The sequence below is a fragment of the Campylobacter sp. CFSAN093246 genome, assembly GCF_012889415.1.
GTDB classification, from domain to species: Bacteria; Campylobacterota; Campylobacteria; order Campylobacterales; family Campylobacteraceae; genus Campylobacter_D; species Campylobacter_D jejuni.
Genome location: NZ_CP040613.1, coordinates 666665 through 681764, shown reverse-complemented (window position 1 = coordinate 681764; position 15100 = coordinate 666665). Strand labels below are relative to the sequence as shown.

General features: G+C 30.4%; 18 protein-coding genes. 8 read left to right on the top strand and 10 right to left on the bottom strand.

Annotated features, from left to right (window positions below):
- Position 1 precedes the first annotated feature (1 nt).
- Positions 2-1048: an extracellular solute-binding protein gene (locus FBE87_RS03580; RefSeq protein WP_002852095.1), complete on the bottom strand. Its 1047-nt coding sequence runs from the start codon at positions 1046-1048 to the stop codon at positions 2-4.
- Between the two features lie 116 nt (positions 1049-1164).
- Between FBE87_RS03580 and corA the strand changes: the two genes are divergently transcribed.
- A complete protein-coding gene (gene corA / locus FBE87_RS03575) occupies positions 1165-2148 on the top strand; it encodes a magnesium/cobalt transporter CorA (RefSeq protein WP_002799370.1) in 984 nt (327 codons plus the stop codon).
- Between the two features lie 20 nt (positions 2149-2168).
- The gene (gene mog, locus FBE87_RS03570) at positions 2169-2711 is read left to right on the top strand and encodes a molybdopterin adenylyltransferase (RefSeq protein ID WP_002842823.1); all 543 of its coding nucleotides are present in this window, start codon (positions 2169-2171) and stop codon (positions 2709-2711) included.
- On the opposite strand, the gene FBE87_RS03565 is transcribed toward mog, so the two are convergent.
- Positions 2708-2893 carry a hypothetical protein gene (locus FBE87_RS03565; protein WP_002825403.1) on the bottom strand — a complete coding sequence of 62 codons (186 nt, stop codon included), beginning with the start codon at positions 2891-2893 and terminating at the stop codon, positions 2708-2710. The two genes, mog and FBE87_RS03565, sit on opposite strands and share 4 nt — an antisense overlap.
- A gap of 126 nt (positions 2894-3019) precedes the next feature.
- On the opposite strand from FBE87_RS03565, the gene FBE87_RS03560 reads away from it, so the two are divergent.
- The 5 genes from FBE87_RS03560 to FBE87_RS03540 are packed head-to-tail and all read left to right on the top strand — an operon-like array spanning position 3020 to position 6957.
- The gene (locus FBE87_RS03560) at positions 3020-4207 is read left to right on the top strand and encodes a M48 family metallopeptidase (protein WP_002857133.1); all 1188 of its coding nucleotides are present in this window, start codon (positions 3020-3022) and stop codon (positions 4205-4207) included.
- Positions 4204-5019, top strand: a complete 816-nt coding sequence (locus FBE87_RS03555; RefSeq protein ID WP_052821902.1) for a HemK/PrmC family methyltransferase — start codon at positions 4204-4206, stop codon at positions 5017-5019. Before FBE87_RS03560 ends, FBE87_RS03555 begins: the two co-directional genes overlap by 4 nt.
- Before the next feature lie 12 nt (positions 5020-5031).
- The gene (locus tag FBE87_RS03550; RefSeq protein WP_002928402.1) at positions 5032-5502 is read left to right on the top strand and encodes a DUF4149 domain-containing protein; all 471 of its coding nucleotides are present in this window, start codon (positions 5032-5034) and stop codon (positions 5500-5502) included.
- A gap of 38 nt (positions 5503-5540) precedes the next feature.
- Positions 5541-6290, top strand: coding sequence for a flagellin C (gene flaC / locus FBE87_RS03545; RefSeq protein ID WP_100621770.1), 750 nt, complete (start codon positions 5541-5543; stop codon positions 6288-6290).
- Positions 6291-6324: 34 nt separating this feature from the next.
- On the top strand, positions 6325-6957 hold the full coding sequence (locus FBE87_RS03540; protein ID WP_002852054.1) for a YggS family pyridoxal phosphate-dependent enzyme: 633 nt from the start codon (positions 6325-6327) through the stop codon (positions 6955-6957).
- Positions 6958-6969: 12 nt separating this feature from the next.
- On the opposite strand, the gene dnaE is transcribed toward FBE87_RS03540, so the two are convergent.
- Complete coding sequence (gene dnaE, locus FBE87_RS03535) at positions 6970-10572, bottom strand: DNA polymerase III subunit alpha (protein WP_002899593.1); 3603 nt, start codon at positions 10570-10572, stop codon at positions 6970-6972.
- 192 nt (positions 10573-10764) lie between these two features.
- On the opposite strand from dnaE, the gene FBE87_RS09300 reads away from it, so the two are divergent.
- Positions 10765-11007, top strand: coding sequence for a SelT/SelW/SelH family (seleno)protein (locus tag FBE87_RS09300; protein ID WP_257406500.1), 243 nt, complete (start codon positions 10765-10767; stop codon positions 11005-11007).
- 12 nt (positions 11008-11019) lie between these two features.
- Here FBE87_RS09300 and FBE87_RS03525 read toward each other — a convergent pair whose 3' ends face one another.
- From FBE87_RS03525 to FBE87_RS03495, 7 genes are all read right to left on the bottom strand, one after another.
- Positions 11020-11349, bottom strand: coding sequence for an ArsC/Spx/MgsR family protein (locus tag FBE87_RS03525; protein WP_002854966.1), 330 nt, complete (start codon positions 11347-11349; stop codon positions 11020-11022).
- Complete coding sequence (locus FBE87_RS03520) at positions 11346-12686, bottom strand: class II 3-deoxy-7-phosphoheptulonate synthase (RefSeq protein WP_002868039.1); 1341 nt, start codon at positions 12684-12686, stop codon at positions 11346-11348. Before FBE87_RS03520 ends, FBE87_RS03525 begins: the two co-directional genes overlap by 4 nt.
- Before the next feature lie 23 nt (positions 12687-12709).
- On the bottom strand, positions 12710-13123 hold the full coding sequence (gene uraH / locus FBE87_RS03515; protein WP_002852246.1) for a hydroxyisourate hydrolase: 414 nt from the start codon (positions 13121-13123) through the stop codon (positions 12710-12712).
- A 132-nt stretch (positions 13124-13255) separates the two neighbouring features.
- Positions 13256-13612, bottom strand: coding sequence for a 50S ribosomal protein L19 (gene rplS / locus FBE87_RS03510; protein ID WP_002852307.1), 357 nt, complete (start codon positions 13610-13612; stop codon positions 13256-13258).
- 10 nt (positions 13613-13622) lie between these two features.
- Positions 13623-14327 carry a tRNA (guanosine(37)-N1)-methyltransferase TrmD gene (gene trmD, locus FBE87_RS03505; RefSeq protein ID WP_002868040.1) on the bottom strand — a complete coding sequence of 235 codons (705 nt, stop codon included), beginning with the start codon at positions 14325-14327 and terminating at the stop codon, positions 13623-13625.
- Positions 14324-14863 (bottom strand): ribosome maturation factor RimM, encoded by a 540-nt coding sequence (rimM, locus tag FBE87_RS03500; protein ID WP_002868041.1) that lies wholly within the window; start codon positions 14861-14863, stop codon positions 14324-14326. Before rimM ends, trmD begins: the two co-directional genes overlap by 4 nt.
- Positions 14856-15098, bottom strand: a complete 243-nt coding sequence (locus FBE87_RS03495) for a KH domain-containing protein (RefSeq protein WP_002852144.1) — start codon at positions 15096-15098, stop codon at positions 14856-14858. Before FBE87_RS03495 ends, rimM begins: the two co-directional genes overlap by 8 nt.
- Positions 15099-15100: the final 2 nt, after the last annotated feature.

Below are 15100 nucleotides of genomic sequence, written 5' to 3'. Positions count from 1 at the left end.
TTTATTTCATATCCACTATAACTTTTTCTTGCCAAAGTTGTGGCAATTCTTTAGCGCTTTTTTCCCAAGCTTTTTGATCTTTGATTGCTCTTGCATTTTTGTATTGCTCACTTGGTAAAAGTTTAGCTTTTATATCATCTGGCAAGGTAATATGATCAATTCTTATTGGCCTTGCATAACCTTTTGCTAGATTGATTTGTCCTTTATCAGAAAGTATAAACTCACGGGCTAATTTAGCCGCATTTGGATGTTTTGCGTATTTATTGATAATAGTTGTATAACCCGAAATAACACTACCATCAGCAGGGATTAAAACTTCATAACGATCTTTGCCCACTTTATCTCTATAGCCTAAACCATTAAAATCCCAAACTAAACCCACTTCAACTTCACCTTTTTCAAGATTGGCTATACTTACATCATTATTTACAAGTCTTCCTTGTTTGGCTAAAGTATTAAAAAAAGCTAAAGCAGGACTTAAATCTTTTTCATCCCCACCTAAGGCATAATTAGCTGCCAAAACTGCACTCACAGCTTGAGCTGCTACACTTACATCGCCCACGGTAATTTTATAATTTCCCTTAAGCAAATCTTGCCAAGTTTTAGGTATATCTTTTACTACATCTTTATTGACTATAAAAGCTATGGTTCCTGTATAAGCTAAAAGCCAATTTCCATCTTTATCTTTAGCCCAAGTTGGAATTTGATCCCAGTAACTTGTCTTAAAAGGCTGAGCTACTCCTTGTTTAACCGCTATCTCTCCAAAAGACGCCCCTACATCCCCTATATCACCGCTTGCATTTTTCTTTTCGGTTTTAAATTTAGCAATTTCTTGAGCTGAACTCATATCTGTATCACTATGTTCTATGTCATAAAGATTTTTAAGATCTGCCCAAGTATCCTTCCAGTTTGCCCAAGTATCAGGCATAGCTAAAGAATTTACCCTACCTTCTGCTTGCGCAGCTTTAATCAAATTCTCATCAATAGCTTGTGAATTTGAAAACAATAAAGCAACAAGACCTAAACTTAAGAAAAATTTCTTACTCATTTTTTTCCTTTCAAAAAATATTTTGGAAATTTAATGAGTTTTAGAAACATTTTAGAAACAAGTTAATTTTTAAGCAAACAAGGTTATAATTTTAAAGTCATAAACAAGGAGCGATCATGCTTTATATTTATATCAAAACTCAAAATGCTTTAGTTCAAAGAATCAATTTTAATCTCGATAGTCAAGAACTACCGCAAAATATTTTATGGATTGATTTACTTCATCCAAGTGCAGCAGAAATTGCTTTTATATCAAGTGAATTTAATCTTGAGTTTCCTACAAAAGAAGAAAGGGAAGAAATAGAGCTTAGCGCAAAATATTGGGAAGATAATGCAACAATAACCATCAATGCTCATTTTTTAGTAAGAGATCTTAAAAGTGATGAAGAAGATAGAAATTTAATCAAGCTTCGCACAGAAATTGTTACTTTTGCTACCGCTAAAAATATCTTATTTACTATAAGATATAACGAATTTAGCACTTTTGAAGAAATTCAAGCAAGGATTTTAGCTAGTCCGAAGAATTTTGAAGATGGTTTTGATATTATTGATAAAATGTTTGAAGTACGCGTTGAAAAAGATGCGGATTTACTAGAATGGATAGATAAAGAAGCAAGACGCTTAAGAACAAGTGTTTTAGAAAAAAAAGATGAATATAGTTATGATGAAATGCTAAAGGATATTTCAAGTTTGCAAGAGCTTAATATGCGCGTAAGAGATTCTTTATTTGATAAGCGTCGCGCTATGACTTCTTTGTTAAAAAGCGATAAAATCGATAAAGACATAAAACAAAATCTCACTATAGTTTTAAAAGACTTAAATTCTTTGGTTGAATTTAGCGTTTCGCAACTTAATATCTTAGATAATATCCAAACCATTTTAGCCAGTCAAATCAACATAGAACAAAACAAAATCATTAAAATTTTCACCGTTGCAACTGTTGCCATGATGCCACCTACTTTAATAGGAACTGTTTATGGTATGAATTTTAAATTCATGCCCGAACTTGAACTTCACTATGCTTATCCCATAGTGCTTGGCGTGATGGTAATTTCTATCATTTTACCTTTGGTTGTTTTCAAGAAAAAAGGATGGTTATAAAAATTTATTAAGGAGAAACAATGGATACAATAAACATAGGAATTTTAACCCTAAGCGATAGAGCAAGTAGTGGTATATACGAAGATAAAGCCACTGCTGAAATTGAAAGAGTGTTAAATTCATATATAAAAAATGATATTATTTATCATAAAGAATTAATCCCTGATGATTATGATTTGATCATTAAAAAATTACTTTATCTAGCAGATGAAAAAAAATGCGATTTGATTGTTACAAGCGGAGGTACAGGTCCAGCACTTCGTGATGTAACCCCAGAAGCCACGGAAGCCGTGTGTGATAAAATGATGCCAGGTTTTGGAGAACTTATGCGCTTAGAAAGTTTAAAATATGTCCCAACAGCTATACTTTCAAGACAGAGTGCAGGAATTCGCAATAAATCTTTTATCATTAATTTACCAGGAAATCCTAAGGCTATAAAAGAATGCCTAGAGCCTGTTTTTCCGGCTATACCTTACTGTATCGATTTGATAGAAGGTGCTTATATAGAAGCAAATGATGAAGTTATTAAGGTTTTTCGCCCTAAGAAAAAATGTCAAAATTAAAATTTATTAGCTCTGATAAGTCTGCTTAATTGTCTAGCAAGCAGACTTGCCGAAGCTTCATCTTTGCTTATCTTTTGCACTTTATTTTTAAACTTACAAAGTCTGTCATCTAAAATCACATCATTGATTGGAATTTTAGGCTTTTCTTTTTGTTTTTGTGAAATCTTTTTCTTAAAAAACATTCTTTAATCCTTTTTTATAAATATATACCAACTTAGTTGAAAAGAATATTATTTTAGATTTTAAACTATTAACTTTATTTCATTATTTTAAGCTAGAATTCGCAAAAAACTAATCAAGGAAAAATAATGACTTTAATTGCAATTTTATGTCTTTACACAGCACTTTTATCTTGGATTTCCTATGCTCAAATTCGTTTCTTAGAAAGAGAAAAAGACAAACAAGCTCAAATTTTAAGCGAAAAAGACTATCAAAATGCAGCAGATATTGCCATCGAAAATGAAAAATTTAAACTATTTTCCAATTTTTATAATTTAATCATCAGTATTGCATGGATAGGTTTTGGATTTTTATACCTTAAAGAATTACTTATCTTAAACAACACTCGTTTTGAAAATACTTTATTTTTATTATCTTTTTTAATAATCACAAGTATTTTAAATCTACCTTTAAGTATTTATGAAAGTTTTATCAAAGATAAAGCCCATGGTTTTTCAAATATGACTGTAAAACTTTTTATCAAAGATACTATGAAAAGTCTTATTTTAACTTTAATATTTGGATTTTTAATCCTTTATGCTTTGCTTTTTTGCTATGATTTTTTTGGAACTTTTTGGTGGATTGCGGCCTTTATTTTTGCCTTTTGTATTATAGTGATTATAAATCTCATCTACCCTACCTTGATAGCACCTATTTTTAATAAAATGGAAAAACTAGACGATGAAAATTTACTGAAAAAAATCAGCTCTTTAATGAAACAATGTGGGTTTAGTGCAAATGGGGTTTATGTTATTGATGCAAGCAAAAGAGATAAGCGTTTAAATGCTTATTTTGGTGGACTTTTTAAAAGCAAAAGAGTGGTGCTTTTTGATACATTATTAAAAGCCTTAAATGAAAGAGAACTTTTAGCTGTTTTAGGACACGAGCTTGGACATTTTGTTCATAAGGATATTATCAAAGCTTTATTTAACGGCGCTATAACTATGTTTTTACTTTTTTTTGTTTTTGCAAATTTACCTGAATTTGTTTACTTAGAAAGTCATCTAGAAGGAGTAAATGGCGGTGTGTTCGCTCTTTTATTTATCTTTGCAAATATTTTTAGCTTTTTAATCTCTCCTATGCTTAATGCCTTAAGTAGAAAAAATGAATTTGCAGCCGATCAACACGGAGCTAAAGTTACAAGCAAAGAAGATATGAAAAATGCATTGATAGCTCTAGCAAGAGAAAATAAAGCTTTTATCAAAACAAGTAAAATATATACATTTTTTTATCTCAGCCATCCAAGTATTAGTGATAGAATCAAGGCTCTTTCTTGACTATAAAAAATGCTCTTATGGAAGCTAAATCTAACTTAAAAGGTTATGAAAATGAAGCGGTATTTATACTTTGCGAATATCTAAAAAAAGATAAAGCTTGGTTATTTTTAAACCAAGATATAAAAATAGATCATGAACCTTATTTTGAGCTTATAAGGCGTTTTAAATCTGGAGAACCTTTTGAATATATATTTGAAAAAGTGGATTTTTGGGGCTTAGAATTTAAGATAAAAAAAGGCGTTCTAATCCCTCGCTACGATAGTGAAATTTTACTTTTTCAAATTTTAAATTTATGCAAAAAAAATACTTTTAATGGGATTTTAGAAATAGGATTTGGAAGCGGAATTTTAAGCATTGTTTTAGCCAAAGAACTTGGGTTAAAAATCACAGCCTGTGATATCAATCCCAAAGCCTTAGAATTAGCTTTAGAGAATGCCAAATTACACAAAGTCGATCACTTGATTGACTTTAAACTTTGTAATTTTAAGCAAATTAAAGAAAATTATGATTTTATTTTTTCAAATCCACCTTATATTAAAAATTCATATCCTATAGATATTTGGGTGCAAAAAGAACCCAAAGAGGCTTTATTTGGCGGAGAAAAAGGATATGAAATTCTAGAAGAAATCATACATTTTTCCCTTGATAAAAAAGTTAAATTTTTAGCTTGCGAATTTGGCTATGATCAAAAAGAAATTTTGGAAAAAATTTTATATCAAAATAATTTCATTGTTGATTTTTTCAAAGATGAACAAGGTTATAATCGTGCTTTTATAGCTAAATTTACAAATATGCGTTATGATAAAAAATAAAAGGAGAAACTCTTGAAAGCTGTTAATTTATTTTTACTTGCCTCCATCATAGGGGTTGAACTCATACTAGGAATAGTTGTTGCACCAACAATTTTTTTTCCTCAAAATCTTATAGGAGAAGGAGTGTTGAGCCATTTTCAAAGTGGCTTAATGATGACGCAAATTTTTATTAAAATGGGATATTTGCTGATTTTTGTTTCAGTGGTTAATTTTTTATATGAAATTTATTCTCTTATAAAAGATGAAATGAAATTTAAAATAAAATTTTCAAAATTTATGCTGAGTTTGCTTATTTTGATTTTAAGCTTAATATTTGTTTTTTATTTTACTAATACCATAATTGAACTCCAAAAATTAGGCGAAAACACTACAAAAACTCAAGAATTTATCAGTATCCATAATGCAAGTGAAGTGGTGATTAAAATCATCTTGATAATGCAAGTTTTTTTATATTTCTTAAGCTTTAAAATAGCAAAAAAATGATAAAATATTAAATAAATCCAAAAGAGAAGGAGTAGGCCATGATGATCTCTGATGCAACTATAATGCAACAAAATTATTATTTAAATAATGCACAAAAAGCTAGCGATAAAGCTTTAGAAAATATTGCAGCTGTTCGCGCAATAAGTGGAGTTGATAGTGCTAATTTAGCTATTGCTGATTCTTTAAGATCTCAATCAAGCACTATAGATCAAGGTGTCGCAAATGCTTATGATGCTATAGGGGTTTTACAAATTGCAGATGCTAGCCTTACCAATATCTCTCAAAGCGCAGATAGACTTAATGAACTTTCAGTAAAAATGAACAATGCTGCACTTAATGATTCTCAAAAAGGAATGCTAAGAACAGAAGCAACACGCATACAAGAATCCATCAATGATTCTTTTAATAATGCAACTTATAATGGAAAAAATGTCTTTCAAACTATGAATTTTGTAGTAGGTAGCGGAACTGAAACTACAAATTTAAATCCATTAGCAACAGATGGATTAAGCATAGATAATCAAGATAGTATTACAAATTTTATGGATCAACTTGGAAGTTTAAGAAGTGAAATAGGCTCAGGTATCAATGCCATCACATCAAATATTAATACAAGTGTTCAAAATAGCATTAACTCAAAAGCAGCTGAAAATAATTTACTAAATAATGACATGGCAAAAAATGTCAATGATTTTAATGCCAATTATCTAAAAGAAAATGCTGCTGCTTTTGTTGCTGCGCAATCCAACATGCAGCTTCAAAGCAAAATTGCTAATTTATTACAATAAAATAAGCCCTAAATAGGGCTTATTTTTTATCAAAATGACTTTAGAGCAAATTTTAGAAAAAACCAAAAACGTTCGTCTTGTAGCCGCAAGCAAGTATGTCGATGCAAGTATAATTGAAAAGCTTTTTGATCAAGGTATAGTAGAATTTGGAGAAAATCAAGTCCAAGCTCTAGCACAAAAAAAAGAAAATCTTGATGAAAAAAAACTAGACATAAAGTGGCATTTTATAGGAACGCTACAAAGCAACAAAATCAATCTCTTAATCAAACAAAAACCTATATTATGGCACTCTTGCAATGGTATTAAAATAGCTAAAGCTATGGACAAAAGACTTGATTATAAATTAAATACTTTATTAGAAATCAATAGTGCAAATGAAAATAGCAAAAGCGGTCTAGATCCAAATCAAGCCGTAGAAGAATATTTACAAATACAAGAAGAATGCTCTAATTTAAATCTTTGTGGCGTAATGAGCATAGGATCACACAGCCAAGATAAAGAAAATATTATAAAAAGCTTTGAAACTACATTTAAAATTTATGAAATTCTTCAAAAACATGGGGCTAAGATTTGCTCTATGGGGATGAGTAATGATTTTGAAATTGCTATAAAATGCGGATCCAACTTGGTAAGACTCGGAAGCATTTTATTTAAAAATCTTAAGTAAAACAAATCTTACTTAAGCATATTTATTAGAAATTTCCTCTACTATACTATCAGAGATAATAAAATCTGTATGATAAAGCAAGCAAGATCCCGCACTAATAACTTTTAAAACAAGTTTTTTATTATTTTTTTCATTAGGATTATGTGCATTTCTAGCAATTTCATGAATTTCATAGATTAATTCTCTATTCAATCTTGTCAAATCTAGCTCTATGATATTTTTTTCAAATTCCTTAGGTTCTGCGGTAAAATGATTTTCTTCTTTATTTTTAAAATCTTTTTTTGCTCCAAATTTTTTTATAGCTTTAATCTCGCCATCTTCAAGACTTTGCAAATCTTTAATTGCTTTTAAAAAAAAGCTGGGCTTCTCCCCTCCTTCAGCTTTAAATCCCAATACAAAACCATAGGCATTATTTTTTAAATTTTCATCTTTGATGATGTTTTCTATTTCTTCTACATTGCTTTCAAATACAGTAGCATCAAACGAAGAATAATAATCCAAAATTTCAATTCTACCATAACGCTTATTATTTTTACTCATCATGGATTTGAAATCTTCAATTTTACCTATACTTAAAATTTCTCCATTGTTTTTTAAACTTTCAAAATCTAAACTTTTAACATAATCTATGGCATTAATTTGTTCATAAAATCGATCTAAAGGATGGCCTGAAACATAAATTCCTAAAATTTCTTTTTCATATCCTAATTTTTCCATCACTTCAAATTCTTCATTTTTGGGAATAAAATTTACTTGAACACCTGAAGTTAATTCCTCTTCACCAAAAAGAGAACTTACAGCATTTTTTCTTACTTCAGCCATTTTACGCGATGCTTCGCTAAGATTTTCCATATTATCAAACAAAGCTTTTCTAGTAAAACCAAACTCATCAAAAGCCCCTGCCTTAATAAGACTTTCTAATGTTCTACGGTTTATTTTGGTGGGATCTATCTTACCTAAGAAATCATTAATATCCTTAAATTCTCTATCTTGTCTTGCTTCAAGTAAATTTTCAACTGCAGGAATACCCACACTTTTTATAGCCCCAAGTCCGTATATAATAGCATCCTTGCCATCTTGCTCTAAAGCACTAAATTCACGGATCGCTTTGTTAATCGATGGAGGTAAAAGTTTAATATTCATTTTTTTCATCTCATCAATATAAACAGCAATTTTATCCACATTGTTTTCTTCGCTTGTTAAAAGCGCTGCCATAAATTCACTAGGATAATAAGTTTTTAAATAAGCTGTTTGAAAAGTAATCAATGCATAAGCCGCAGAGTGAGATTTATTAAAACCATATCCTGCAAATTTTACGATAAGCTCCCATAAATCCTCAGCTTTTGCTCTATCATATCCTTGTTTTTCTGCTCCATCTGCAAAATCAGTTTTAAGCTTTTTCATCTTCTCAGGATCTTTTTTACCCATAGCACGACGCACTACATCAGCACCTCCTAAAGAAAAGCCACCTATAATTTGAACAATTTGCATAACCTGTTCTTGATAAACAATAACCCCATAAGTAGGCTCTAAAACCTTTTCTAAACTGTCAAAAGGATATTCTATACTTTTTAAACCATGCTTTCTGTCGATAAAATCATCAAGCATTCCTGATTCCATAGGGCCTGGACGATAAAGCGCAAGAACCGCAATGATATCTTCAAAACGCTCTGGTTTTAAGCGTGCATTTAAGCTTTGCATACCGCCTGATTCGATTTGAAAAATTCCCAAAGTATTTCCACTTTGTATGGTTTTATAAACTTTGCTATCATTTACATCTATAGTTTCCCAAATAATGTCTTTATTGTAACGCTTTTTAATAAGCTTGATCGCATTATTGATTACTGTTAAGGTTTTAAGACCTAAAAAGTCAAATTTTATCAAATCCACATCTTCTAAATGATCTTTAGAATACTGCGTTACCAAATGTCTTTCATCATTTTTACTTTGTCTAAAAAGCGGAGTTTTCTTCCATAAACTTTCATTAGAAATTACAACACCTGCTGCGTGCATACCCGCATTGCGATTTAATCCTTCTAAAGCTCTTGCATACTCCCAAACTTCAAGACCTTTAGGATGACGATCGATAAATTCTTTGATTTTAGGTTCTTTTTCATAAGCAGCATCAAGAGTGATTTTAAGCTCTTCAGGCACAAGTTTAGCAAGCTCATCAGCATCTTGAATACTCATATCACAAACTCTAGCCACATCACGAATCACCCCTTTAGCCAAAAGTTTACCAAAGGTAATCACCTGTGCAACCTTATCCGCTCCATATTTATCAATCACATAATCAATCACTTCAGCACGTCTGTCTTGACAAAAATCCACATCAATATCAGGCATGCTCACACGCTCAGGATTTAAAAAACGCTCAAAAAGTAGACTATAAGGAATAGGATCTAAATCCGTAATCCTTAAACAATAAGAAACCAAACTTCCTGCAGCTGATCCTCTTCCAGGGCCTACTGGAATACCTTTATCTTTAGCCACTTTAATAAAATCATGAACAATAAGCATATAACCTGAAAATTTCATATTTTTAATGATGTTAATTTCTACTTCAAGTCTTTGTTTGTATTCTTCATGCTTGCTTTCATCGATAAATTTTAATCTCTCTTCAAGTCCCTTTTTACAAAGTTCTTCAAAAACTATGTCATCATTATCAAAGCTAAATTCTTTTGTTTCTTCAGGTAAGATAATATTATGATCTTTAGCATATTCTCTTGTAAATTTAAAATTCGGTGGAGTGGGATTGCCAAGATTAAGCTCTAAATTACATTTTTGCGCGATTTCTTGTGTATTTTCTATAGCTTCTGGAATATCTGCAAAAAGCTCACTCATTTGCTCAGGGCTTTTAACATAAAATTCATGCACACTATGACGCATTCTATCGGGATCGTTAAGTTTTTTTCCCATGGCTATACACATAAAAACCTCATGGGCAGCCGCTCTTTCTTTAAAAGTATAATGCGTATCATTTGTAGCAATGATTTTTATATTTAATTCTTTAGAAAGTCTGATAATATCATCATCTATCATTCTTTGATCGCCTATACCATGACGCATGATTTCAAAATAAAAATCATCTTTAAAAACTTTTTTATACCATAATGCCGCTTCTTTTGCTGCTTCATAGCCTTTTGCACCAAAACGCACATTTCTTTCACTATAAGTATTTAAGTGCCAATTTACTTCACCTTGCAAGCAAGCAGAAGAGCAAATAAGACCTTCGCTATAATCTTCCAAAAGCTTTTTATTGATACGCGGATAATAATACAAACCTTTAATATAACTTTGAGAACTTAAATACATTAAATTTTGATATCCGATCTCATTTTTTGCATACAAACAAAGGTGAAAACGCTGACGAGAACTTTTATCATCTAATTCATCATGATTATGCAAATATGCTTCCATACCAATGATAGGTTTTAAACCTTGTGCTTTCATTGTTTGATAAAAATCAATTGCCCCAAACATATTTCCATGATCTGTCATAGCAACACTTGTAGCACCCTGCTCTTTTAAAGTCAAAGCTAATTCTTTAAGTTTATTGGCTCCATCAAGCAAAGAATATTCTGTATGTAAATGCAAGTGTGTAAATTGACTCATTTTCTTCCTTTAATTTTTTAAGGCTTATTTTAATTTTGATAAAAATTATAAATTTTTCTCGCTGAATTTGAAAGAAATTAGCCCTAAATTTCAACTTAAATTTGACAAAAAGGCAAAAATTCAGCCAAAATAAACTATAATAAAATCTAAGATTTTAATCTTAATAAAAAGAACTTTTCAAAGGATGAAATGATGAAAGTAAAAATTGCTTATTGCAATCTTTGAAATTATCGCCCACAAGCTGCAAGGGTTGCAGAAGAACTACAAAGCGATTTCAAAGATGTTGAAGTAGAATTTGAAATTGGCGGCAGAGGTGATTTTATCGTTGAAGTAGACGGAAAAGTTATCTTCTCTAAAACACAACTTATTAATTGCGAAAGTGAAAGATTTCCATATCAAAATGAAATTAATCAATTAATAAAAAATAGAGTGTAATCAAACACTCTATCATAACATTTTCTCATATTCCTTACCAATATATATGTTTTGCTCATACTCGATAATAGGACGCTTAATACAACTTGGATTTTCTAATACAATTTTTTCAAGTTCTTTTTCATTTAAATTTTTAACTTTTTCTTTGTTTAAGCCAAGTTTTTTAGAAGTTAATCCAGCAGTATTGATAAGTTCTTCAAAAGATTTTTGTTTTAACCATGTGTATAAAATATCTTGATTAATCTTTTTAATATCCATAAAATCAAACACAATACCTTTTTGTGTTAAAGCATCCATAGCTTTCTTTACAGAATTGCAATTTTTAATACCATAAAGTTTCATTTTCTAGCCTTTTTTACCAAATCTGCGATTAAAAAAGCAAGTTCTAATGCTTGATCCGCATTAAGTCTTGGATCGCATTGAGTCTCATAACGATCTTCCAAGCTTTGAGCAGTAACATTGCTTGCACCACCTGTGCATTCTGTTACATCTTTCCCAGTCATTTCAAGATGCACTCCACCTGGATAAACCCCTTCGCTTATTGCAATCTCAAAAAAAGATCTCACTTCTTGCATAATTTTATCAAACTCACGTGTTTTAAAATTGCCTGCTTTTACCGTATTTCCATGCATAGGATCTATGCTATATACTAAATTTAAACCTTCACTTTTAAGTTTAGAGAAAATTTTTGGCAAATTATTGATAATTTTATCTGCACCCATGCGGATAATAATATTTAATCTTCCTTCTTCATTATTTGGATTTAAAACATTTGCTAAAGCTATGATATCATCAGCACTTGCACTAGGTCCTATTTTAACCCCTAAAGGATTTTTTACTCCACTTAAAAAATGCACATGAGCTTCATCAAGCGCCCTTGTTCTTTCACCTATCCAAAGCATGTGAGCTGAACAATCGTAAATTTCTCCACTTAAACTATCCACTCTAGTTAAAGCTTCTTCATAAGGCAAAAGTAAAGCTTCATGTGAAGTATAAACACTAACTTCTCTTAGACTTGGAGTATTACTTGTATTAATTCCACAAGCTTCCATAAAAGCTAAAGCTTGTGAAATTTTTTCACTGATATCAGTATATTGCTTATGGAGTTCACTCTTTTTTAAAAAGCCCAAATTCCAACGATGTACTTCATGTAAATCTGCTAAACCACCCTTAGCAAATCCACGCAACAAATTTAGCGTTGTTGCGCTTTGATAATAAGCTTCAAGCATTCTATGTGGATCAGGAATGCGTGCTTGTTCACTAAATTCAAAACCATTAATAATATCACCACGATAACTAGGAAGACTTATACCATCTAACTCTTCAAAATCACTACTTCTTGGCTTGGCAAACTGCCCTGCAATACGACCAATTTTTATAACAGGACATCCACCAGCAAATGTAAGTACTATAGCCATTTGAAGTAAAATTTTAAACATATCACGGATATTTACAGCGCCAAAATTTTCAAAACTTTCAGCACAATCTCCACCTTGAAGTAAAAAAGCTTCTTTTTTACAAACTCTTGCTAAAGACTTTTGAAGATTTCTCACTTCTCCAGCAAAAACCAAAGGAGGAAGCTTCTCAAGTCTTGCTAAAACTCTATTCATTTCCTCTTGATCTGGATAGATAGGTTGCTGTTTTATAGGATAGTTTTTCCAAGAATTCTTAGTCCACATGGTTTTTTCTTTCGTTTTATTTATCAGCTTCCTCTATAAGTTGAATAACCAAAAGGAGAAAGGGTTATTGGAACATGATAATGTTTTTGATCTTTAGAAAGCTCAAAACTTACCTCTACAAAAGGATAAAAAGTATTTATTTTGTGTGATGTGTAATAGTCTTTTGTGAAAAATTTAAGCTTATAAATTCCAAAAGCCCTATTTTCAGCTTTTTCATATGGTAATAAATCTCCTATTCTACCATTTTCTTCGGTAAATTCTTCACTTACTTTTTTCCACTGTTGATTTGCTTCCAACTTATAAAGCTCAACTTTTACTTTAGGAGCAGGTTGTCCAGAAGTAATATCCAAAACATGAGTACTTAATTGATATTCAGTAGCACTCAAAAACATTGGCACGCTTGCTAGTATTAATAAAGTTTTTTTAATAGAAAACATTTTCTCTCCTTGTATAATATTTACAAGGAATATTATACAAGAGTATTATTAATAATTAAAATCAAATAAATAATAATTATAAATTAATTATAATTATTTAATTGTTAGACTTATAATAAAAATAATTATAAATTATTTTTTAAGCTCTTTAATACGCGCTGCTTTACCGCGTCTATCTCTTAAGTAGAATAATCTTGCACGGCGTACACGACCACGACGCAAAACAGTAATACTTTCTAAACTTTCACTATAAATAGGGAAAATTCTCTCAACGCCAACATTATTAGCGCCAATTTTACGCACGATAAAAGTTTCACTTACGCCATTACCTCTTCTAGCAATACAAATACCCTCAAAATTTTGGATTCTTGTTTTATCTCCTTCTTTGATGCGAATTGCAAGCTTTAAAGTATCACCAGCACGAAAATCTGGAACATTTTTACCTTCAATTTGTTTTGCTTCAAATTGTTCTATATATTTATTTTTCATAAAAAATCCCTTATTTTTTGCGTTCATGCTCTAAAAATAAATCTGGACGAAAAAATTTCGTTTTGCAAGACGCCAAAGTAGTTTTTAAACTTGCAATTCTAGCGTGATTACCCTTTAAAAACTCTGAAGGAGTATAAAATTTTTTATTTTTTTTCTCAAAAATAAAAGGTTTTGAAAAAGCAGGCGCTTCGAGTAAATTATTTTCAAAGCTTTCTTCTTCCAAACTTTCCATATTTCCTAAAACCCCGTTAACATTTCTTAAAATTGCATCACACATTACAAGCGCAGGTAATTCTCCTCCAGTTAAAATAAAATCCCCTATACTAAAAACTTCATTCGCAAAAATTTCAAGCACTCTTTCATCTATACCTTCATAGCGCCCACATACAAAAACTATATGTTCTTTTTTACTTAAGCGTTTGGCGTCTTTTTGATTAAAGGTTTTACCACTTGGATTTAAAAAAATAAAATAGGGATTTTCTTTTTTTTCTTGAATACTTCTTAGCACCTCATACATAGGTTCAGCTTGCATCAAAAGTCCAGCTCCACCACCTATTTTATAATCATCGACTTTATGATAAGAATTTTTAGAAAAATCTCTTGGATTATAAAAATTAAGTTTGAAAAGTTTTTTTTCTTTTGCTCTTGCAAGTATAGAATCTTGAAAGTAAAATTCCATAAGATTAGGGAACAAAGAAACGAAACTAAATTTCATGAATTTTCTAAAATTAAAAAAGCATCTTGCGTGCAAAAAATCTGTCGTTTTTCTATATCTATATTTTTAACAAATTTATCCAAATATGGAATAAAAAATATTTTAGGATATTTTTTTTCAACCCATTTTTCATCACTTTGAATTTCAAATAAATAAGAAGCTCCAGTTTCCAAGATATCAACCACTTTACCTAATCTTTTATCTTCTTCAAAAACTTCACACTCTAAAATATCAAAATAAAAAAACTCATCTTTTTTTAATTTACAAGTTTGTCTGCTTTTCTCGATACTCTGAAAAAGAATAAGATTAGTTAATTCTTTGGCCTTTTCTATATCTTCATAATTTTCAAATAAAACAGTAGAATTGCTTGTATTATAATGCTTAATCTTTAACATTTCTTTGGTGTTTTTTATAAAAAAAGTAGCATCTTTTTTAAATTGAGAAGAAAAGTCGCTCAGGTTATGCAATTTTACATAACCCTTAAGACCCACAGTTTTACCAAGTTTTGCAACTTGAACAAAATCTTTTTCACTCAAGTGCTTTTACCGTTACTCTATAAGAACTTGCATCCTTGCTCTTATAAGCAGAGATTACAGTTTTTATAGCATTGATCATTTTTCCATTTTTACCTATAAGCTTACCTGTATCAACCTTATGTGCAAAAAGAACAATCTCAAAAAAATTTTCACTTAATTCAATTTTTTGAGTATCAATCTGTTCAGGATAATCTGCAATTAATTTTGCGTATTCTCTAAGAAAATTCTCTACCATGA